Raw genomic sequence first — 21,885 nt, 5'->3', positions numbered from 1 at the left:
CGAATAAGTCGCGTTAACTGGGCGTGATCAAAGCGTCAATGATGCGGTGAGAGCGACGACGCGGCACGAGCGCGAGGGATCAGCCCGGCCGCACGCCGCAATAGCGCGACACGTTGTCGGCAAGGACGTTCAGCGGCACGTTGCCGCCGTCGACCACCGCCTGATTGAAGTCCCGCAGGTCGTAACGCGCGCCCAGAACCTTTTGCGCGCGCGTGCGCTGCGCGACGATCTCGGCGCGTCCGACCTCGTAGCCGCACGCTTGTCCCGGCCACGCGCAGTAACGATCGACTTCGCTCTCGGCATTGCTGCGCGGCAACCCCGTGGCCGAGATGAATTCCGCCAGCGCCTTGTCGCGCGACCATCCGATCGCGTGGATGCCGGTATCGACGATCAGCCGTACCGCGCGCCACGCCAGCCCCATCAGATAGCCCAGCCGTCCGGCGGGATCGCCTTCATACATCCCCAGCTCGTCGGCAAGCTGCTCGGAGTAGAGCGCCCAGCCTTCCGAATAGGCGTTGAACGCCAGGATCGAGCGGATCAGCGGCAGCCGTTGTGCATATTCGCCTTGCCAGACGTGGCCGGGGATACCTTCGTGATAGACGAGGTCGGGGATCGTCACGCGATTGTGGATCGACGGATCGCCGAGGTTGATCCACACCTTGCCCGGCTCACGCCCGTCGATTGTACCCGGACCGCCATAGGCGGCGGGAGCACCTGGCTCCTGCGCCAGCGGCATGCGGCGGATCTCCAGATGCCCCCGTGCGAGCCGCCGGAACGCCTGCGGCAATTTGGGGCGGATCGCGTCGATGCGGCCCTGCATATAGGCGATGATCTGGCGGCGACCGTCGTCGCCGTCCGGGAAGCCGACGCCGGGACGCTGTTGATAGGCGATCGTGCGTTCAGCGACGCTGCCCTGCGTCAATCCTTCCTTGCGCAGGATCACATCCATCTGGGCCTGCAACTCGGTGAGCCGAGCGCGCCCCATCGCGTGCAGATCGGCAGCGCTGCGCCGCGTCGTCGTGCCCGCGCGCAGCCCCCAGGCATACCATTGCTCGCCGTGCGGGCGCGCGTTCATGCCCGGCGCGCCGGTCGCGACCGCACGTTGCGCCCGAATCTCGCTCAATTGCCGCTCCAGCGCGGGCACGATCGCGCCGCGCACGATCGCGGCGGCGCGCCTCCTCCAGTCTCCCGGCACCGCGGCGCTCTTGCGCACCAGCGGCGCGATCAGCGGGCCGTCCTCGTTTGCCGCCTCGGCCAACGTCCGCGTCATTCCGGCAATCGTCTTGTCGAGCAGGAACGACGGCGGCACCACGCCCATCGCGCGCGTCTGACGAATTCGCACCGTCTCGCCATCGAGCTGCGCGGGCATCGCCGCGAGCCGCGCCAGATACGCCTCGGCGTCCGCGGTGTTGCGAACCGGCTGGTCGCCGTCCAGCATCTGCGGCACGTCGAGCCATGCGCCGACATTCTGGACGACGCCATAGGGCGTGTTGCGCCAGTCACCGATCGTCGCCACGCCATAGGGAAGGGCCATGCCGTCGAGCGCCGTGCGAAACGCGCTCTCGACCACCGCGAGGCTGGTCGCGGTCGAGGCGTCGAGCCCGTTGCGCGGCAGCTTCGCCAGATCGGCCAACGCAGCGGTTAGAAAGCGTTGGCGCGCGGCGACACCGGCCGGTGAGCGGTCTTCCAGCCGTCGTCGCAAGCCGGCATGCGCACCTTCGTCGACGCCCAGCGTTGTCGCGCGCTCGGGCTGGAGGTTGAGCAACTGCCACGCTACCCGATCCAGAAAGGCCTGCGCGCTTTCGGAACGTGTCGCGGCCCCGGCGGGGGCAGCGGTAACGGCGGTCAGGCCGATCAGAGTGTCGCGGCGAGATACGAGCTGGTTCATGCGCCTGTGATGACCCGTGCGGCAGACGAGGTCAAACAGCAGCGGGCGGGCCTGCCGCCCGCCCGTCGATCGTCACGCCGGGGGGCAGGTCGCTCCCGCCGGATCGGTGGCGAGCCGCACGTCCGAAATCGACAGAGCGAACGGCGCGCCGGCGTCGATCGTCATCGGTGCCGCGACCTTCTCGACGCTGGCACCGCGCTCGCGGAAGCATTTCAGCGGCACGCGCAGCACCTGCCACCCGCTCTTGCCGAGCATCGGCGCAACATTCACGCGCCCGCCGGCAAGTGAGACGCCGACCGCACCCGCCGCAGGCGTGTCAACGCGATAGGTAATCTGCAGGTTCAGGTCGGCATTGGTTTCCCGCACCAGCGACAGCTCCGGCCCGGTGATCCGTGCCGCCCCCTTGCCCTTCCAGGTTAGACGTAGCGCGCCTTCCTGCGCGGTCGCGCTGTCGACCGCCTCGCGCGTCACTGCCGGATCAAGGTCAAGCCGGAACGGCGCAGGCACCCGCCCGCGCGCGAAGAACAGGCTGGTATTCGCCAGGCTGGCGTCGACACCCGCAACCTCGCTGAGCGCGCCGACCTTGCCGGGCTTGGCATAGCTCAACCCGTAGCCGAGCGGGAACAACGGATCATATCCGGGTGCGCCCCTGTTGAGCGTGAACTGCCCCGCCGTCTTCGGCCAGCTGAACGACAGGGTGCCGGTGAAGTCGCGCTTGCCGCCGATTAGGACGTCGGCGACGCCTTCGCCCTCCGAGCCTGGGAACCACGAGGCGACGAACGCATCCGACTGGTTCAACTCCGGGTTCACCCACAATGGCCGTCCCGACAGAAACACGGAGACGGTCGGAATGCCTGCCGCCTTCAACGTCTTGAGCAACGCCAGCGCCTGCTTGTCGCCTGCTTCGAACTCCAGCGTGCGGACGTCGCCGCGCATTTCGGCGTAAGGCTGCTCGCCGAACACGACGATGGCGACGTCGGGCTTGGTCGCGAACCGGCCGTCGGTCGACAGCGTTGCGCTGCCGCCGCCCGCCTTTGCCGCCGCGGCGATCCCGGCGAAAATCGAGGTCGCGCCCGGGAAGTCGGCGTTGGTGTTGCCGTCGCCCTGCCACGACAGCGTCCAGCCGCCCGACTGACGTCCGATGTCGTCGGCGGCGGCGCCCGCGACGAGGATAGTGGCGCCTGCCTTGATCGGCAGCACGCCATTGTTTTTGAGCAGCACGAGGCTCTTGGCCACCGCCTCGCGCGCGATCGCGCGGTGCGCCGTCGATCCGACCTGCTGCGGCTGCGCCTCATACGGGCGTGCCGGGTCGAACAGCCCTAGCTTCATCTTCACGCGCAGGATACGCCGCACCGCATCGTCGATCCGCGCCATTGGGATCTTGCCCGATTTGGCGGCGGCGAGCGTCGTGTCGAACAGGCCCTTCCAGCTATCCGGTGCCATCGCCATGTCGAGCCCGGCATTGAACGTCGCCGGGCAATCGGTGTTGGTGCAGCCGGGGATCTGCCCATGGCCGTTCCAGTCGCCGACGACGAACCCCTCGAACCCCATGCGGCCCTTCAGCACGTCGGTCAGCAGCGAGCGGTTGCCGTGCATCTTCTGCCCGTTCCAGCTCGAAAAGCTCGACATCACCGTCATCGCGCCGGCCTTGATCGCGGGCGGATAGCCGGCGGCGTGGATCCGGAGCAGCGTCGCTTCATCGACCTGGGTGTCGCCTTGGTCGACGCCGTCCCTGGTGCCGCCGTCGCCAAGGAAGTGCTTGACGCTCGCGGCGACATGGCCGTGCTGGATGCCGCGGCCGGCGCCGACGCCCTGCAACCCCTCGATCATCGCGCCCGAATAGGACGCGACCACCGCCGGATCTTCCGAATAGCCCTCGTAGCTGCGCCCCCAGCGATCGTCCTGCGGCACCGCGACCGTCGGACCGAACGCCCAGTCGATCCCGGCCGCTGCGGTTTCGGCGGCGGTCGCCGCGCCGATCTGTCGGATCAGCGCCGGGTCGCGCATCGCGCCCAGCCCGATATTGTGCGGGAAGAGCGTTGCGCCGACGACATTGTTATTGCCGTGCACCGCATCGACCCCGAACATGAGCGGGATCGCGGTGTGGCCGGCGCGCTGTTCCATCGCCACCGCGTTGAACGCGCGTGACGTTGCCACCCAGGGCGCGGCGGGCGAACGATCCGGGCTGCCGAGCGGCGGCGAGCTGCCACCGGCGAGGATCGAGCCGAGCGGATATCGGCGGAGATCCTCTGGCTTGATCGCGCCGATATCCGCCTGGATCATCTGGCCGATCTTCTCTTCCAGCGACAGCCGCGCGAGCAGGGCGCTGACCTTCGCCTCGGTCGCCGCGTCGATCAGTCCGGTGCTTTTCGCGACCGGCCAGCGGTCTGGATGCTCGACCTGCGCGATCGCCCCGCTTGCCGCGACCGTCATCACCGCCACCGCCAGATAGCTCACGCCCCGCATCGTCATCCCCGCCTGCCTTGTTCTCGATTATCATCCGATGTCGGTGATAGCGCTATCCACGTCACGACGCCACTGCCCACAGCAGCTCAAAAATTTCCCACTCGTTCCGTCAAGAGAGATAGCGCTACCGCAGGCGCGTTTCGGCATATTCGCAGGTGCCAATCACAAAGATTGACAAGCCATTAGTATACCATCAGCTTCATACATCGTGAAAAAGGCCCTGTTCCCTCTGGTCGCATCGCTGACGGCACATGCTGCCATCGCTCAGGTTCCCGCGCCACTGGCCGATATCGCTAGCGCTTGGCACCGCGCCGCCGAACCAGCGCTGATCAACGGCGTTCCCGATTACTCTCCCGCGGCGGTCGCACGCTGGACGCAGCGGCTGGCGACGTCGCGGGCACGGCTCGCGGCGGTGGACAGGTCGCGGCTAAGCCCGGCGGCGGCGATCGATGCGGCGTTGCTTGACGCGGAAATGAACGGGCTCGACTTCCACTTGCGAGTGCTGCGTCCGTGGGCGCGCGATCCCGGCTTTTATGCGACCGTCTGGGCCGAACAGAGCGACGTGCCTGCGCATGAGGGGCCGAACGCGCCGGTAATCGATCTCTGGCGGGTCGATTATCCGCTGTCTGCTGCCGACGCGACACGCCTGAACGCGCAGCTCTCCACTATTCCCGCGCTTCTGGATGCCGCCCGTGTCAATCTCGCGGGAAGCCAGGCGCACGACCTGTTCGCCTATGGCGCCCGCGCCTTCCACGATCAGGCAGAAATGCTCGCGCAACTCGAGGCGGGCACGCTCGACCTGCGCTCGCTGGCCGGACATCGCCGCGCCGATCTGTCGGGTCAGGGCCAGCGCCTGCGGCCTGCCATTCGCGCCGCCCGTGTCGCGACGGAGAGATTCGCCAAATGGGTCGAGACCGAGGCGCCGCGCCGCACCGGGCGATCGGGGATCGGCCGCGCTGACTATGACTGGGCCGCGCGCAACGTCTATCTCTCGCCGTACGACTGGTCGGCGCAGGAAGTGTTGCTCAAGCGCGAACTGTCACGCGCCTGGGCCGGGCTTGCGCTTGAGGAAGTCCGCAACCGGGCGCTGCCGTCACTGGCAATGCCGCAGGACGCCGCGGCCTTCGACCACCTGTCGCTGCAGAAGGCCGCGCGCTTCACGCAATTCCTGATCGACCGCGGCATGATCGCCGACCGCCCATGGTATCGCGCCGCGATCCCGGCTCAACTGGTGAGATATCGTGCGCCCGGCGAGCGCGACTTTTTCGGCCACGTCGTCGCGCAGGATCCGTTGCCGCTTTACAGTCACTTCTATCACTGGATCGAGTTGGCGCGGATGGCGCACGAGCCGCATGCCGATCCGTTGCGCCAGGGGCCGCTGCCATTCAACATCTGGCAGGACCGGTCGGAAGGCGTCGCGACGGCGATGGAGGAACTCGCGATGCAGGCGGGCCTCTACGACGATCTGCCGCGCGGGCGCGAACTGGTGTGGATCATGCTCGCCAACCGTGCCGCGCGCGGGCTCGCCTCGCTGTACGTCCAGGACAATCGCATGACGCTGGCGGAGGCGGGCCGTTTTCACGCGCGCTGGACGCCGCGCGGCTGGTCCGACCCCGACAGCCGCCTCGTCGGTTTCGAGCAACTCCTCTACCTTCGCCAGCCCGGCTACGGCGCCAGCTACATCGTCGGCAAGATCCAGCTCGACGACCTGCTCGCGAGGGAGGCCGAGCGCGCCAGCCGCGCAGGCAAACCGTTCGACGCGGCTGCCGCTATCGCCACGCTCGCCTCGCCCGGCATCATGCCGCTGTCACTGGTCGCGCGCGCGCGCGAGGCAGCCGATCACTGAAGTCCAGGGGAAAGCGGCCCGCACTTAGAGGCACGCGTCCGGATAAACCGCAGCAGGAACAGGGAAGTACGAACCAAGAAGGGGAAAGCCGAAAATGACCGGGAAGACCACGAACGTGCGGCGACGTGCCATCATCGGCGTCGCATGGTGTGCGCTGACGGCCGCACTGCCGGCCACCGCACAGACCGCCGCCGATCCGGCCAATGATCCAGGCGAGGGCGAAACGGTCGTCGTCACCGGTTCCCGCATCCGGCAAAATCCGCTGGCGCAGGCGGCGCCGATCACCTCGATCGAGGGCGCCGATATCGCGCGTACCGGCCTGTCGTCGATCGCCGATGTGCTGCAGCGGCTGCCCGGCGCGGCCGGTGGCCTCAATTCACGCTTCAACCGCTCCGGCAACAACGGCAACCCGCCCGATGGCGGTGGCGTCGGCGCGGGCTCGTCCGAGATCGACCTGCGCTATCTCGGCAGCCGCCGGACGCTCGTGCTGGTCGACGGTCTGCGCTTCATCAATGGCAGCGCGGCGAGCGGCGTGCCCGGTGCGGTCGACCTCAACGCGATCCCCGACAGCATGATCGAACGCGTCGAGGTGCTGCGCGATGGCGCCTCGACGATCTACGGCTCCGACGCGATCGCGGGCGTCGTCAACATCATCACCAAGAAGCGCCAGAACGGCTTCGTCGCTTCCGCGCAGGGCGGTGCCTATCCGCAGGGCGATGGCGTGACGCAGAATTACCAGCTCAGCTGGGGCCATCGCGACGAAGAGGCCGGCATCTCGTTCGTGGCAGGTGCGAATTATATCAAGCAAGGCTCTGTCTTTGCGGGGGATCGTAGCTACTACGCCTTCCCTGATCCTGGCGCGACCGCGTGCACCACCAGCTGCAGCTCGGGTACGCCCAATGGCCGCTTCCTGATCAACAATCCGGTTACGGGCGCGGGCATGAACCTGACGCTCAAGTCGAATCCGCTGGGTCGTCCGCGCTTCGATCCGACCGACCCGACAGGTGCCAACAGCGACTTCAAGCAGTTCACCGTCGCGGATCGGTTCAACTTCCGTCCCTATAACTATCTGCTGACCCCGCAGGAGCGGTTCGGCGCGTTCGTCAACTTTCAGGGCGATCTCGGCGACAACGTCCGGCTGACCACCCGGATGATCTACAACCGCCGCACCTCGGACAATCAGGCTGCGCCGCTGCCGCTGTTCGTCGGCCCCGATGCGGGCAACGGCAATCTGCTCGACACGATCTCGATCGACGCGACCAACCCCTATAATCCGTTCGGCGTGACGCTCGCCACCGGCAACGCCGGCGTGCCGCGCAATTACGACTTCATCGGTCGGCGCTTCGTCGAGAACGGGCCGCGTCACTATAGCCAGAAGGTCGAGACGATGTATCTCGGCGGCACGCTGGACGGGAAGTTCGCCGTGGGCAATGGGACGTGGTACTGGGATGCCAACGTCATCTACGCCTCGAATACCGCGAAGCAGGTGGTTCAGGGGAACGTCAACGCCGCCAACCTCGCCCGCGCGCTCGGGCCGGTTGCCTATTGCACCGGCGACTGTGTGCCGTTCAACATCTTCGGCGGTGAAGGCTCGATCACGCAGGCGATGATCGATTACATCACTTTCCAGCAACGTGACCGCAGCGAACAGTCGATGGTCGATGCGACGCTCAACGTCACCGGGACGTTGTTCGAGCTGCCGGCGGGGCCGCTGGGTCTGGCGGCCGGGTACGAATACCGGCGTCAGTCGGGCTCATTCACCCCCGATCCGCTCGTGGCTGCCGGGCTGGGTTCGGACATCCCGGCGCAGGCGACCAGCGGCAGCTTCGACGTCAACGAAGTCTATGGCGAGCTGAGCATTCCGGTGCTCAAGGACGTGCCGTTCTTCCGGTTGCTCGAAGGATCGTTCGCGGCACGCTATTCGGATTATTCGACCAGTGGCAGCCGGACGACGATGAAGGGGGGCGTTAGCTGGAAGCCGGTCGACGATCTGCGTTTGCGCGGCACCTGGGCGCAAGGCTTCCGCGCCCCGTCGATTGGTGAGCTGTTTGGCACGCCGTCGCGCTTCGATGGTGGCGTGATCGATCCATGTTCCGCGGACGCCAGCGGCACCTCGGCGACGGTAAGGCAGAATTGCGCTGCACAGGGCGTCCCTGCCGGTTATGTGCAGACCAACCAGCAATTGCCGATCCTGACCGGCGGCAATCGCGCGCTGAAGGCGGAAACGTCGGAAAGCTGGATCGTGGGCGGCGTCTACAGCCCGTCATGGGCCAGCGGCGTCGGCCGTCTGTCGCTTGAGGTCGATTATTACACGATCAAGGTCGACAACGCGATCTCGTCGATCGGTGCCGATGTGCTGCTCGCCAATTGCACGCAGACCAACGATCCGGTCGCCTGCGGTGCGATCACCCGTTCCACGTCGGGCGCGATCACCCAGATCCGCGGGCTGCTCCAGAACATCGCCTCGCTCAAGAGCGAGGGGCTGGACGCGATCCTGACGTGGCGTTCGCCCTCGGTCGGGGCCGGGACGTTCGGGCTGTTGTGGTCGAACAATTTCCTGTTCGAATATTCGACGACCTTGCCCACCGCGGACGGCAGCCAGACGGTTAGCCGTCAGGGGACCGAGCGCGGCGATCAAGCCTATCCGCGCTTCAAGAGCAATGCGACGATCGACTGGTCGAGCCCGACGTTCACCGCCTCGATCACCGGCCGCTACATTGGGCGCGTGATCGAGCCGGCCTATAACGATCATGTTATGCGTCCGACCCTCTACCTCGATGCGCAGGTCGGCTGGTCGCCGGGCATGTGGGACAATCGTCTGACGCTGACACTCGGCGTCAACAACATCCTTGGCAAGCGCGCGCCCGACTGTCTGAGCTGCGGCGGGTTTGATCCGACCACTTACGATCTGCCCGACCAATTCGGGTACGCGCGGGTGGCGGTGAAGTTCTGATCGCAGAAGGGGCGGGGGGCCTCGGCCTCCCGCCCCGATCCCGTTTCACCACCAGGTCGCGTAGAGCGCGATCAGGATCAGCACGATGCCGAGGCACGCGACGTTGAACCCGGTCGTGGTGCGGAAATCGACGTCCTGTACGGTCACGCGGTTGGCGTCGGCGCGCGACGGCACCAGCAGCGACAGTACCACCGCAAGCGCGAGGCTCAGCAGGAAGACGAGGCTCATGCGGTTGAGGAACGGCAGGTCGGGCAGCGCCGCGCGCAGCACATAGGACAACACCACCGACGCCACCGCCGCGCCGATCGCCCCCGCCTCGTTTGCCCGCTTCCAGAACAGGCCCAGCAGGAAAATTACCGTGATCCCCGGCGTGAAGAACCCGGAGAATTCCTGAATGAACTGGAACGCCTGATCCGACTGACCAATGAGCGGCCGCGCGGTCAGCATCGCGATCACGATCGACACGCACGCCGCGATCCGCCCGACCAGCACCAGCCGACGCTCCTGCGCCGGGTCGGCGCGTCCGTCCTCGGTGACGGTTTTGCGGCCGAATTGCTTGGCGTACAGGTCGAGCGTGAAGATCGTCGCGATCGCGTTGATCTTCGAGGCGGTCGACGCGATGATCGCCGCGATCAGCGCTGCGAACACCAGCCCCAATAGGCCGGGGGGCAACAGTCGCAGCATCGCCGGATACGCCTCATCGGGCTTGGCGAGGTCGGGCGCCAGCACCACCGCCGCGATGCCGGGCAGAACGATGACCAGCGGCATGAGCAGCTTCAGGAACGCGGCGAACACGATGCCCTTTTGCGCTTCCGGCAGGCTCTTCGCCGCCAGCGCGCGCTGGATGATGTACTGGTTGAACCCCCAATAGCTCAGATTTGCGATCCACATGCCACCGATGAGCACCGCGAGCCCCGGGAGCTCCTTATAATGGGGGTTGTCGGGGGACAGGATCATGTCGAAGTGATCCGGAACGCGCCGCGTCAGTTCGCCGAAGCCGCCGATGATCCCGGCATCCCCGCCGATCGCCCGCAACGTCAAAGCAGACACCAGCAAACCACCGAACACCAGCAGCGTCACTTGCACGATGTCGGTCAAGGCCACCGCCTTCAGCCCGCCACGCAGCTGATAAAGCACGGCAAAAGCGCCAAGCCCGACCAACGCCAGATCCTGGTTGATCCCGGCCACCTGCGTCACCGCGATCGAGCCGAGCCAAATGATCGAGGTCAGATTGACGAAAATGTAGAGCGCCAGCCAGAACACCGCCATGATCGTGCGAATTGACGTGCCGTAGCGCTGCTCAAGGAATTGCGGCATCGTATAGATGCGGTTGTGGAGGAAGATCGGCAGGAAGAACTTGCCGACAATCAATAACGTAGCGCCGGCCATCCATTCGTAGGAGGCGATTGCCAATCCGATTGCATACCCCGAGCCGGCCATGCCGACGATCTGCTCGGCGGAAATATTGGCGGCGATCAGCGATGCACCGACCGCCCACCACGGCAAGGCCTTTGAGGCGAGGAAGTAGTCGGACGTGTCCTTGCTCTCACCGGCCTTGTCGCGACTAACCCACTGGGCCAGAACGAAAATGCCGATCGCATATCCGATCACGACGATCAGATCGATCGTTTGCAACGTCATTCGATTTTCCTCCCCAGGATTCTTGAGGGCTGTTTAGCGCCTATCTGCGCGCCGTCCACGCCCGAGCTGAGGCTCGCGCTCGCCGGCGCGGGCAGAAATGACCGTTTTTTATTAGGACGCCCGACGGCCAGGCGCGATTACGTGCAAGCCTTGACCCACTATCGATCAGTTAAAAAACCGGAGTTTCGGCAAGCTGATCAAGTGCATCACGCCTCTCGACGGATAGCCAAATCCTTCGGTCTTGCTATAGCGGCGCAAAGCGTTGCCGGGGGAATATTCGTGTCGATCGTGCGTTGCGCAGTATGTCTTGCCAGTGCGTTATTGTTTGCGGCACCCGCAGCGGCGCAGGTCGAGGACGAACAGTTCTGGGAACAGGTCAATGTCAACGTGCCGTTGACGCCTGAAGCCCGGATCACGCTTGAGCAGATCGGACGTTGGGGCGATCGCGCCGACGGCATCAGTCAGACGGAATATGGCGCGTTGCTCGGCTGGAAGACCAGCAAGACCGTTGAATTCGGTTTGGGTTATCGCCGGGTCGGGCTGTTCACGGCGACTGGCCCGTCAGTCCATGAAAATCGCCTACGCCAGCAGGTGGTCGTTACCCGCGGAAATTTGTTCGGCCGCTTCCGCGTCGATGAGCGGTTCAATCCCGGCGGCTCCGAGATTGGCGTGCGGATCAGACCGCTGCTGCGTCGGAATTTTCCGCTGGCGAGCAAGAAGCTCGTTTTCTTCGCCTCACACGAAAGCTTTTTGCTGCCAAATTCGACCCGTTGGGGTCAACGATCGGGTTATGAGCGTATGCGTAACATGCTGGGCATTACGGTGCCGTTCATAGCGCGCAAGGCGATGCTGGATATCGGCTATCTCAACCAATTCCGCTTCGGCCGCGCCGGCGCGCGGCCGGTAATGGAACATGCGCTGAGCCTGCAGCTGACGATCAACGCGATCGGCCCGATCTTGCACGACTAAGGCGTCGCACCGGCAATCACACGGTGCAGGTGCGAACCGCCTGCGCCAGCGCGGTCAACGGATCGCCGACCGGCACGAATTCATGCGCGAAATAGCCTTCGAAACCGAGATCGGCGACACTGCGCGCCACCGCACTCCAGTTCACTTCCTGCGTCGCGTCAAGATTGTGGCGGCCAGGCACCCCGCCGGTATGGAAATGGCCAAGCCACTGGATGTTCTTCCTGATCGTCGCGATCAGGTCGCCTTCCATGATCTGCATGTGATAGATGTCGTACAGCAGCTTGACGCGTGGCGAGTTGACTTCCTTGGCAACGCGCACGCCCCAGGCGGTGTGGTCGGCCATATAGTCGGCATGATCGACCTTGCTGTTGAGTAGTTCGATGCAGATCGTGACGTCATGATCCTCGGCGATCCGCTTGACGCGATTGAGGCCGATTACCGCATTGGCGGCGCCCTCCTCGTCGGACATCCCCTTGCGATTGCCCGAAAAGGCGATGACGTTCGGCACGCCCGCCTTGGCTGCCTGGGGGATGCCGACGCGGAACGCCTTTTCGATCGCATCATGGTTCTCCCGCCGGTTCAGCCCGTTGGGGATCGTCATGACGTCGGCGGCATAACCCATCGTGCAGCGCAGCCCGTAACGACGCGGCACATCATATTCGTCGGGCTGTAGCAGATCGATGCCCTGCAACCCCATCCCCGCCGCTGCCGCGCACAATTTGTCGAGCGGGATGTTCTGATAGCACCAGCGGCTCACCGACTGTTTCAGTCGTCCGGTCCGCGGCGGGGCGGCGGCGATCCCCGACGATCCGGCCGTGGCGGAGAGGGCGAGCGTAGAGGCGACGATTTGGCGACGGGTCATCATAGCCGCACGATACGGCAGATGTCGGGCGCGGCAAGAGGATTGCGACCGTAAAATCGCATTACCCCGGCCGACGATATACTCATCTCCCCGTAAGCCCGATCCGCGCCCCAATGTAGAAGAAGCGGCCCAGCGGCGAAATCGGCGTGTTGGTGAAATAGGCGGCGGGATCCGGTTTCTGATCGGTAAGGTTGGTGATGCCGCCGTAGAAGCCAAAGCCGTCCGGAACCTGATAGGCGATCTGGAGATCGTGCTGCCACAGCGGGGAGTAGCGAAGATATTCCGCGGCGGCGATGTCGGGGTTGGCGGCTGTTTCGTTGCGGGTGAACGCGCGCACAGCGTTGAACCAGCGAAGGTTGTAATTCACCGCGACGCGACCAAGCGTCCAGCTCGGCGCTAGGTTCGCATTCCATTGCGGCGCACCGATCGTATCGAGATTGTTGGTCTCCGGTGCTCCCGGAATCGCGATGAACGACAGGCGGTTCAGATACCCGCCGATCAGGCGCAGGTCGAACGTGCCGAGATGATCGGTCGGCAGGTGGTAGGCGATGTTGAGATCGAGCCCGGCAGTGCGGAAGCTCGCGACGTTCTGCGGGGTGACGGTGAAGCCGTTGATCCGAGCGGTTCCCGACGCGCGGGTGAAGGACTGGCAGAAGGGGTTGTCGAGCGTCGGTTGATCAACGCACAGGTTGATGAGGTCGCCGGCCTGCACGGTGTTGATCGCGTCCTTCAACGTGATGTCATACCAGTCAGCCGACGCCGTCAGCCCCGGCAAAAATCGTGGGCGTAGCACGATACCCGCCGTCCAGGTGCGGGCTCGTTCAGGGCGAAGGCTCAAATTGCCCTGCGAGACGCCATTGATGACGAAACCGGTGTCGCTCTCGCCGAGCAAGGTATTGCGACCGGCCGCGGCGAGCTGTGCGCGGCAGTTCGCCTCGCGGAATTGCGTGCCATTGCCGATCGATCGGGCGGTGCAGGGGTCGTCAAGAAAGCCTTGCGAGGTACTGCGCGGCTGGAACAATTCACCGATATTGGGTGCACGCACCGCCTGCCCATAAGAGCCACGAAATGAGACGTCGCGGATCGGCGCGTAAATGCCCGTGAACTGCCACGTTTGCGTGCTGCCAACCGTCGAGTATCGCGAGTAGCGCCCCGCGGCGCCGACCGACAGCAGTTCGGCGAAGGGACGTTCGCGCACGATCGGCACATTCAGCTCGCCGAAGGCTTCCCACACGTCGAAGCTGCCGCGGCTGGGCAGGACCACGGCAGGCTCGTCACTGCCGAAATAGGCGCCGGCGACAAGATTGGCGTTGGGATCGAACCGGCTGCTTTCGCGTCGGTACTCGCCACCGAACGAGAATTGCACCGGCCCGCCGGGCAGCTTGAAGAATTGGCCGAAGTCACCGCTGATCGAGGCGCTGGCCACATGTTGGTCGATCCGGGCAAAGCTCTGGTCGTTTCGCTGGAAATAGGCGAGCTGCGCAGGGGTTGTCGAACCGGCGCCAAATGGATTGATCGGCAGGCAGCCATTCGCGGGGCTGGTTAACGTCGAGCGGCAGACCACGCTTCCATTCGGACCCGAAACCGCATCGAGCGCTTCCAGATATGGCTCGGCCAGCCGGCTGCCGAGCCGGGTGATGCGCAGGTCGGTGCGGCCGTACTGATAATACGCATCATAAGTCGCGTGATCGGACAGGCGCCCGGTAGCCGCGAGCACACCGCGATAGGTTTGTCTCAAATCGTTCTCACCCAGCCGGCCGAAGTCGATGTTGTGCCGGTTGAAGAACAGACCGTCCGCGCCCGCAGCGCCTGCGGCCGCACGAATGGCCTGCGGCACGAACGGATTGTCGAGCGCGATCGGCAGATAATAGGTTTCCGGATATTGTCCGAAGGTCGTCGCATCGGAGCGCGCGTATTTCGCGTCAAACGATAGCTTCAGTGCGTCTGACACCTCGAACGACGACAACAGGTTGACCAGATGGCGCTCGATGCCCGGCGCCAGATCTCCCTGGTAGAAACCGGGCACGTCGGTGCTGACGCCACCCTGCCAGTAATAAGCGATCGGTGTGCCGGGGTCATAGGGCCGGCCCAGCCCGTCAAAACTGGGATTTGATTCACCGCCCACAAAGATCGCGCCGAGCGGTGAAACATAGGTATAATGAAGGTTCCCGGCCAGGATCTGATCGGGAACGTTGGGATCGTCTGGCTGATCGGCGGGGTTAGGGACCAGAAAGCGGCGGTTGCCTTGACGAAGATACGCTCGCGCTTCGTACGGGATGCGTTCTTCGGCACTATATTCATAGGCCAGGGTGACGTTGCCGCGTCCGTCCGCGAAATTTCGACCGGCAATAACCGAGGCGAAGCGGGTCGCACCATCGCCATATTGCGACACCCCCATCTGCGCGCGCGCTGCGACGCCGTCGAAGTCGCGACGAAGTACGAAATTGACGACGCCCGTGACGCCATCCGCGCCATAGATCGCCGATACCGCTCCGGTCAGCACGTCGACCCGGCTGATCAGATCCGTCGGGATGGCATTGATGTCCACCGCGGCATTGCTTGCCTCGGCCGCAACGTGGCGGCGACCGTCAACCAGCGTCAGCGTCCGATTGGCACCGAGATTTCGGAGGTTGAGCTGGTTCAGCCCAGTCTGGCCGAACTGCGCGCTCGACACCGCGTCGCCACCACCGGCACGCGTGCTGTCACGCGAATTGACCAGCGCCGGGACGCGCACCAGGAAGTTGGTCAGGTTGGTGTTGCCTGATTGACGGATCTCTGCGGCATCGCTGGAAATGAGGGGGTTGGGCGCCTCATAGTCGGGGCGCCTGATGCGCGAGCCGGTTACGACGATATCGGAGGGCTGGTCGTCAGCTTGCATTGATGCGGTTTCGGGCGTTGCGGTGGACGCCGTTTGAGCTGAGACTGACACCGAAGCCAGTGAGGTGCACGCCAGGAGCGCGCCGATGGTGATCTTCGTCATGTCGTTCTGTCCCCCTCCACCCTGAGCGGCCAGTTCGACAGACTGCGCCTTTCTCGATGCTTCATACGAATGAGCAGGCTCGCCGCTCCAAGGAATAATTTAAATCATCGATATAGATAGCTAAAAGGCGTTTTCCGCTGTTCGCGGGCTGAACGCGCTGTCACAACGCTCAGGGATGGACGATGACGTCGGGGAGAGATGGACGCGACGACGCGCGCTGCGTGCGATGGCATCGGTCGGCATCACTGCTCTGTTGCCCGCCTGCATCCCGCGCCGCGACCCGAGTGCGCTGACGTTCTGGGCGACCGGCTATGAGGGGGACTATGCGCCACATCTGATGACGGCGTTTACAGCCCGGACGGGGATCGCGGTCGAAACGCAGTCGTTGCCCGGAACCGCCGCCCATGAGAAATTTCTGACCGCGCGTGCTGGCGGATCATTGCCGGATGTAATGATGCTACCGGCCGGATGGGTTCGCGAGTTCGCAATGATCGGCGCGCTCGCTTCATTGCCGCACTCCGAACTCGGCCGCGACACATTCCCCGATGTGATGCGACCGCTCACCTACGAGGGTCGTAGTTATGCGATGCCGTGGTCGGTGGGGAGCCAGGTGCAATTCTATCGCCGCGATCTGTTGGGCGAGGTGGGGTATGACGAAGCGCCGACCAGCTGGGATGGCTGGCGCGATCTGGGAGCCAAGCTCAAGCGCCGCCACCCCGATCGCTACACGATGTTGCTGTTCCTCAACTGGTGGGACACGCTGACGACCTTCGCCGGGCAGGGCGGAGCTTACCCGCTCACCGCCAACGATACGCGCGGCAATTTTCGCACCCCGGCTTATCGCAGCGCGCTGGCCTTCTACGTGTCGTTATTCGCAGACGGTTATGCGCCGCGCATCGCCTCGAACGAATTGCAGGACCCGCTGGCGGCATTTGCGCAAGGGTGGTTCGCCATCTATCCCAACGGGGCGACGCTGCTGACCGATCTTCACCGCCGCGCGCGTGAAATCGCGCCGGATCAGTGGGGCGTGTCGCGGATGCCGGGCCCGAAAGGGCCCGCGGCCGTCTCGACGATCAACAACAGTATCGCGGTCTCGGCGACGACCGACCGGCCGGCGGCCGCCTGGGCGCTGGCGCGTCACCTGACCTCGGTGGCTAGCGAGTTGCGATTTCAGCGGATGATCGGCGTCCTGCCGGCGCGCCGGAGCGCATGGAACAGCCCGCAGCTTGCCGATCCGGTGTTGCGCCCCTTCGCCGAACAGATCGAGCAACCGGCACTTCAGCCGGCGATCGTCGAATGGGAGCGCATCCGGCTGGAGGTGCAGATCATCGCCGAGCGAGTTGTGCGTAACGAGATGACGGTCGATGAAGGGCTCGAAGCGATGGACAGGCGTGTCGACGTACTGCTGGCGCAACGCCGGCGGCTGGTCGCGGCGGGAAAGATCGCGTGAGCCGGCAGGAGCGCTCGGCCTGGCTCTTCGCCGCCCCGGTGCTGGCGGTGATCGCGCTGGTGTTCGTGCTACCGACCCTGCTCGCGCTCGGGTTGAGCGTCACCGACTACAGCATCTATGCGCTGGCGGACTGGTCGAACCTGCGCTTCGTCGGCCTCGGCAATTTCGGTGATCTGCTTGGCACGCCCCTGTTCTGGCGGGCGCTCCGGAATACCGTGATCTTCGCCGCACTGGGCGTGCCGATGGCGATCGGGACGTCGCTGTTTACGGCACTGTTGCTCAACGATGCTACAATACGTTGGAAACCATTGTGGCGGGTGGCGCTCTTCGCTCCCTACGTCACCGGGATCGTCGCCACCGCCGTGGTATGGCGCTTTCTGCTCAATACGCGCTTCGGCTTGCTGAACTGGCTGCTGGCGCAAATCGGCATTGCGCCGGTCGACTGGCTCGGCGACCCGCGCTGGTCGATACCGGCGATCCTGTTGTTTGTGACGTGGAAGGTCTTCGGCTACAATATGATCGTCTTTACCGCCGCACTCGCCGCGGTGCCGCAGGATCTGATGGAAGCCGCGCGGCTCGACGGGGCGGGGGCGTGGACGCGGTTCCGCCATGTGACCTTGCCGGCGATCGGGCCGACCCTGTTGCTCGCCGCCGTGCTGAGCGTCGCTGGCTTCCTGCAGCTTTTCGCGGAGCCCTATGTGATGACGCTGGGCGGCCCCTCGCAGTCGACGGTGACAATCCTCTACTTCATGTTCGACGAAGGCTTCAAATGGTGGAACCTCGGTCAGGCGTCGACGGTCGCGTTCGTGCTGCTGTTGCTCATCCTCTCGTTGACGCTGGTGCAGGCCCGCATCGGGCGGCGCTACGAATGGCTGTGACGCCCCGCCGCCTCCGCGCGATCATTCTCAACTTGGCCGTTGCGCTGGTGACGTGCGGCACATTGGTGCCGTTCGTCTGGATGGTGACGGTGTCGTTCATGCCGCGCTATGACTCGAGCCGCTATCCGCCGCCGTTCTGGCCGCGTCGATGGACGCTGGAAAACTACCACGAATTGCTGATGCGGCGGCAATATGACGGGGCATGGTTCGATTACCGCATCCTTCCTGCCATGGGGAACAGCCTGCTCATCGCGACGATCTCGACGCTACTCGGATTGCTGCTGACGGTTCCGGCGGGCTACGCCTTCGCCAAGCTGCGGTTCCGGGGGCGCGAACGTCTGCTGAAGGTGCTGATCGCCAGCCTCGTCGTGCCGGGGCAGGTGGCGATGCTGCCGTTGTTCCTGATCTTTCGTGAGCTTGGTTTGATCGACAGCTATGCCGGGGTGATCCTGCCTAGCCTGGCGAGCATTTTCGCGGTGTTGTTCGTCCGGCAGGCCACGCTCGGCATTCCCGACGAAATGATCGACGCTGCACGGCTCGACGGCGCAGGGGAACTGCGAATCTTCGTGTCGATCGTGCTGCCGCTGCTGATGCCGGTCACGGTGACGCTCGCGCTGTTCATGTTTCTGGGCAGCTGGAACGATTTCCTGTGGCCGCTGATCGTTCTGTCCGACCAGCACCATTATACACTACCGGTCGCGGTCGCGGCGATCTCGCGCGAACATGCCGCTGATGGCGAGTTGATGATGGCGGCGGCGGTGGTGACGACGCTGCCCGTGCTGATGCTGTTTCTCTCGCTCCAGCGCTATTATATCGGCGGCCTGCTGGGTGGCAGTATCAAGGGCTAGCCCGTTACGCGCGCGTGGCCGTCCTCCCCGAAGACATGCAGTCGCTGCGATAAACCGCGAAAGCGGAGCGTTTGTCCGAGCGTGATATGGCGATCACCCGGCAACTGCGCGACAATCGTCGTTCCGAGCCCAGGCGATCCAAGATGCGCGAACGACAGCGGCCCCAGCCGCTCGAACAGCTCGACCTTCCCCGCGAGAGGACCGTCGTCGTCGGGCACCAGATGCTCGGGCCGGATACCGAGCGTCACCGGCTCGCCTGCTTCGCCCTGAACCCGGACAGGCACGGTCTCGCCGGTCGTCAGGCGTACGCCGGCGCCACCTGGCCCGTCCGTCGCGATCGTGCCCGCCAGCAGGTTCATGCGCGGCGATCCAATCGCGCGCGCCACTGCCAATGTCGCCGGAGTGTCGTACAGCGCCAATGGTGCACCGACCTGCTCTATCCGGCCGGCGTTCATCACGACGATGCGGTTGGCAAGCGTCATCGCCTCGACCTGATCGTGGGTGACGTAGATCATCGTCGCAGCGAGCTGTGCGTGGAGCCGGGCGAATTCATGTCGCATCCGGACACGCAGGTCGACATCCAGATTGGACAATGGCTCGTCGAGCAGGAGCACTTTGGGTTCGCGGACGATGGCGCGCGCGATCGACACGCGTTGTCGCTGTCCACCCGACAAAGCCTTGGGGCGCCGCGACAGAAACGCTGTCAGACCCAGCGTTTCTGCTACGTCCGCCACACGCTTCGTCACCTCGGCGCGTGGTGTCCGGGCGACGCGGAGCGGAAAGGCGATGTTCTCGGCGACGGTCAGGTGCGGATAGAGCGCATAGGATTGAAACACCATCGCCAGTCCGCGATCTGCCGGGGCGGCGTGGGTGACATCGCGACCGTCGATCGAAATGCGCCCGGTGCTCGGCTCCTCAAGCCCTGCGATAAGGCGAAGCAAGGTCGACTTGCCACAACCGGATGGTCCGACGATGGCAACGAATTCGCCATCCGCGATTGTCAGATCACTCGGGGCCAGCGCTGTAACCGTCCCGAAACGCTTGCTCACATCGCTGATGACGACATCTGCCACCTGATGAACCCCCATCGAACGCCGGGACCGCCGGTGCGCCGATGCCGACGCGCGACACGGCACCGTTTCATAACGATCATGGGGGGCAAGTCGACGCGTGGCGACCGTAAAGACGACCATTTACCTGATGATAGCAATAGCGACGGTCACGATCGGGTGGTGACGCGTCGGGTGAGCCGAAGGTTGTGCCAGGCGAATTGCGTGTTGCCGCCCGACGGTGGCGGCGCAATTAGCTCGAGTTGCCGCGCATCGCGAACGTGGAGCACGATCGGATGGGCCTGCGGGGACGCGACGCCTTCCGCCAGCATACGCCCGTCGACCCGGATCAGATAAGTCCCGTTCGCTTTCCCCGGCATTCGCGGATCGACCGACACGCGATCGTAGCGTCCGGCAAGATCGATACGGATCCGCGATCCCGCGGTGACACCCAGGCCGGCATGATCCTGCACGCCATCAAGCATCAGCGGTTGGCCATCGGGGCGAAAGCCGATCTGCGCCAGCACCCATTGTCGCGCCGGGGTGCGATCGGGTGCCTTGTATCCTGCGTCGGCAACGTCGAAGCGCGCCGGAAGGTCGGCGGGGCGGTCGACATTGTCCTCTGCCGGGCGACCCTCCACCCGCAACAAGGCGGTTTCCTGCGGCTTCAGGCTCACGCTGATCCGGCCGTTGCGCACGGCGCGCGTCTCGCCGCTCCACACGTCACGTGCCGTCGTGGGGGCGGTTGCGGACAGGCCGAGGTCGGCGAGCTCGACCGACAGCGTCAGTGGGTTGGTGCCGCGATTGATCAGCGCGACTGCCTTGTGACCCGTCGTAGCCAGCGCTTTGGCAACAACCTGCCCGTCGCCGTCGCGCGACACGACGACGCCCTGGTGGCCCGCAGGATCCTGATCGATCGCGATTACCTCGCGATTGCTGATGATCGCGGCGATCTCCGGGGTCATTCGGCGCAGATCGTTGCCGAGGATCAACGGCGCGGCGAGCACCGCCCACAGGCTCATATGCGCGCGCGCCGCAGTCAGGTGAGCGCCGTCGAAGGCGCCATTGCCGACCTCCAGCATGTCGGGATCGTTCCAGTGGCCTGGTCCGGCGAATAGCGCACGTGACGCTGCGCTGTCGAAATTGAACAGCATCGCGTCCCAGGTCGGGGCGATGTCGAAGCTGGTGCGCGACATCTGTCCATAGCGGCGGGCCCAGTCATTGACGTCCGCCTGCCCCCAGGCGCAGATCGAGATAAGGGGCGACCGTCCCGATGCGCCGCGCCGCGCCGCATCGGCGAAGCTGGCATATTGCCGCGCCAGTTCCGCGGCGTCGGACCGTTGCGGTCGCTCGCGCACGATCAGCGGCGTAAAGGCGCGGAACGTGCCGTCCCGGACTTCCTTCACGTCCGCGCCGTAATCGGCCGCGCCGCAGGCATCGACCTTGATGAAGTCGAATCCCCATCTGGCGAAGAGCAGCGCGGCGTCCTGTGCATGATGGCCATAGGTGCCGACCTCACGCTGTCGCACCGTGCCTTCGGGAAGGTTGGGAGTGCGGGGACGCCAGCGCTGCGAGCAGGTATTCAGCCCGATGTCAGTGTAGATGCCGGCTTTAAGCCCCATTGCGTGCAGGCGATCCACGAACGGTCGCAGGCTGGTGCTGCCGTCGGGCAAGGCTGCCGACGGATAGATGGTGGTGCGTACGCGGATCGTGTCGTCTTCGCGCCGCAGCCACCAGCCGTCGTCGACATTGACATGGACGTAGCCGAGGCGCGCAAGCCCCAGTGATACCAGCAGATCGGCCTGCGCCATCACCTCCGCTTCACCGTAATTCAGGTCGAAGACGTTGTAAGGGTTCCAGCCCATCGGCGGCGTTGCGGCGGACTGTGCCTCAGCCTGCGCGGCGGGTGTTGCCACCAACAGGGCCGCACCCGTAATGTTCAGCCCCAGCCGCCGAATATGAGCGCCGATCGTCACGCGCAATCCTCTCTGCACATCGTCCCGACGGGTGCGAAGGCATCCGTCTAGCAATGAGGTGTTCGTATACGATCCGCAC

At 64.9% G+C, this 21,885-nt stretch carries 13 protein-coding genes; 6 read left to right on the top strand and 7 right to left on the bottom strand.

Annotation, left to right across the window (positions count from 1 at the left end):
* Nucleotides 1–79: 79 nt before the first annotated feature.
* On the bottom strand, nucleotides 80–1,888 hold the full coding sequence (locus tag ACI2JO_RS00295; RefSeq protein ID WP_404718767.1) for a DUF885 domain-containing protein: 1,809 nt from the start codon (nucleotides 1,886–1,888) through the stop codon (nucleotides 80–82).
* A 72-nt stretch (nucleotides 1,889–1,960) separates the two neighbouring features.
* Entirely contained in the window at nucleotides 1,961–4,354 is a 2,394-nt protein-coding gene (locus ACI2JO_RS00290; RefSeq protein WP_404720296.1) for a glycoside hydrolase family 3 N-terminal domain-containing protein, read from the bottom strand.
* 208 nt (nucleotides 4,355–4,562) lie between these two features.
* Between ACI2JO_RS00290 and ACI2JO_RS00285 the strand changes: the two genes are divergently transcribed.
* Together ACI2JO_RS00285 and ACI2JO_RS00280 are read left to right on the top strand one after the other, a co-directional pair.
* Nucleotides 4,563–6,200 carry a DUF885 family protein gene (locus tag ACI2JO_RS00285; RefSeq protein WP_404718766.1) on the top strand — a complete coding sequence of 546 codons (1,638 nt, stop codon included), beginning with the start codon at nucleotides 4,563–4,565 and terminating at the stop codon, nucleotides 6,198–6,200.
* A 94-nt stretch (nucleotides 6,201–6,294) separates the two neighbouring features.
* Nucleotides 6,295–9,153, top strand: a complete 2,859-nt coding sequence (locus tag ACI2JO_RS00280) for a TonB-dependent receptor domain-containing protein (protein WP_404718765.1) — start codon at nucleotides 6,295–6,297, stop codon at nucleotides 9,151–9,153.
* A 45-nt stretch (nucleotides 9,154–9,198) separates the two neighbouring features.
* On the opposite strand, the gene ACI2JO_RS00275 is transcribed toward ACI2JO_RS00280, so the two are convergent.
* Nucleotides 9,199–10,794, bottom strand: a complete 1,596-nt coding sequence (locus ACI2JO_RS00275) for a sodium/solute symporter (protein ID WP_404718764.1) — start codon at nucleotides 10,792–10,794, stop codon at nucleotides 9,199–9,201.
* A gap of 141 nt (nucleotides 10,795–10,935) precedes the next feature.
* Here ACI2JO_RS00275 and ACI2JO_RS00270 point away from each other — a divergent pair, with 141 nt between their 5' ends.
* Nucleotides 10,936–11,763: a DUF2490 domain-containing protein gene (locus ACI2JO_RS00270; protein WP_404718763.1), complete on the top strand. Its 828-nt coding sequence runs from the start codon at nucleotides 10,936–10,938 to the stop codon at nucleotides 11,761–11,763.
* 16 nt (nucleotides 11,764–11,779) lie between these two features.
* Here ACI2JO_RS00270 and ACI2JO_RS00265 read toward each other — a convergent pair whose 3' ends face one another.
* A complete protein-coding gene (locus ACI2JO_RS00265; RefSeq protein ID WP_404718762.1) occupies nucleotides 11,780–12,625 on the bottom strand; it encodes a hydroxypyruvate isomerase family protein in 846 nt (281 codons plus the stop codon).
* An 82-nt stretch (nucleotides 12,626–12,707) separates the two neighbouring features.
* The gene (locus tag ACI2JO_RS00260; RefSeq protein ID WP_404718761.1) at nucleotides 12,708–15,503 is read right to left on the bottom strand and encodes a TonB-dependent receptor domain-containing protein; all 2,796 of its coding nucleotides are present in this window, start codon (nucleotides 15,501–15,503) and stop codon (nucleotides 12,708–12,710) included.
* Between the two features lie 277 nt (nucleotides 15,504–15,780).
* Between ACI2JO_RS00260 and ACI2JO_RS00255 the strand changes: the two genes are divergently transcribed.
* From ACI2JO_RS00255 to ACI2JO_RS00245, 3 genes are read left to right on the top strand one after another with little or no spacing between them, the layout of a single operon-like run.
* Nucleotides 15,781–17,055, top strand: coding sequence for an extracellular solute-binding protein (locus ACI2JO_RS00255; RefSeq protein ID WP_404718760.1), 1,275 nt, complete (start codon nucleotides 15,781–15,783; stop codon nucleotides 17,053–17,055).
* The gene (locus ACI2JO_RS00250; protein ID WP_404718759.1) at nucleotides 17,052–17,933 is read left to right on the top strand and encodes a carbohydrate ABC transporter permease; all 882 of its coding nucleotides are present in this window, start codon (nucleotides 17,052–17,054) and stop codon (nucleotides 17,931–17,933) included. The genes ACI2JO_RS00255 and ACI2JO_RS00250 overlap by 4 nt, the downstream gene beginning before the upstream one ends.
* A complete protein-coding gene (locus tag ACI2JO_RS00245) occupies nucleotides 17,924–18,781 on the top strand; it encodes a carbohydrate ABC transporter permease (protein WP_404718758.1) in 858 nt (285 codons plus the stop codon). Before ACI2JO_RS00250 ends, ACI2JO_RS00245 begins: the two co-directional genes overlap by 10 nt.
* On the opposite strand, the gene ACI2JO_RS00240 is transcribed toward ACI2JO_RS00245, so the two are convergent.
* The gene (locus ACI2JO_RS00240) at nucleotides 18,778–19,869 is read right to left on the bottom strand and encodes an ABC transporter ATP-binding protein (protein WP_404718757.1); all 1,092 of its coding nucleotides are present in this window, start codon (nucleotides 19,867–19,869) and stop codon (nucleotides 18,778–18,780) included. The genes ACI2JO_RS00245 and ACI2JO_RS00240 overlap by 4 nt on opposite strands.
* Nucleotides 19,870–20,000: 131 nt before the next feature.
* A complete protein-coding gene (locus ACI2JO_RS00235) occupies nucleotides 20,001–21,806 on the bottom strand; it encodes an NPCBM/NEW2 domain-containing protein (protein ID WP_404718756.1) in 1,806 nt (601 codons plus the stop codon).
* Nucleotides 21,807–21,885: the final 79 nt, after the last annotated feature.

It is taken from the genome of Sphingomonas sp. NPDC079357, assembly GCF_044901155.1.
Lineage (GTDB): Bacteria > Pseudomonadota > Alphaproteobacteria > Sphingomonadales > Sphingomonadaceae > Sphingomonas.
Note: the sequence above shows the minus strand (reverse complement) of the source record. Positions and strands in the feature narration are given on the sequence as shown.

What these genes read in the sequence shown, in the direction of transcription:
- ACI2JO_RS00295 (WP_404718767.1), bottom strand. Translation starts at nt 1,888, where the DNA reads ATGAACCAGCTCGTATCTCGCCGCGACACTCTGATCGGCCTGACCGCC.
- ACI2JO_RS00290 (WP_404720296.1), bottom strand. Translation starts at nt 4,354, where the DNA reads ATGCGGGGCGTGAGCTATCTGGCGGTGGCGGTGATGACGGTCGCGGCA.
- ACI2JO_RS00280 (WP_404718765.1), top strand. Translation starts at nt 6,295, where the DNA reads ATGACCGGGAAGACCACGAACGTGCGGCGACGTGCCATCATCGGCGTC.
- ACI2JO_RS00275 (WP_404718764.1), bottom strand. Translation starts at nt 10,794, where the DNA reads ATGACGTTGCAAACGATCGATCTGATCGTCGTGATCGGATATGCGATC.
- ACI2JO_RS00265 (WP_404718762.1), bottom strand. Translation starts at nt 12,625, where the DNA reads ATGACCCGTCGCCAAATCGTCGCCTCTACGCTCGCCCTCTCCGCCACG.
- ACI2JO_RS00260 (WP_404718761.1), bottom strand. Translation starts at nt 15,503, where the DNA reads ATGCAAGCTGACGACCAGCCCTCCGATATCGTCGTAACCGGCTCGCGC.
- ACI2JO_RS00255 (WP_404718760.1), top strand. Translation starts at nt 15,781, where the DNA reads ATGGACGATGACGTCGGGGAGAGATGGACGCGACGACGCGCGCTGCGT.
- ACI2JO_RS00245 (WP_404718758.1), top strand. Translation starts at nt 17,924, where the DNA reads ATGGCTGTGACGCCCCGCCGCCTCCGCGCGATCATTCTCAACTTGGCC.
- ACI2JO_RS00240 (WP_404718757.1), bottom strand. Translation starts at nt 19,869, where the DNA reads ATGGGGGTTCATCAGGTGGCAGATGTCGTCATCAGCGATGTGAGCAAG.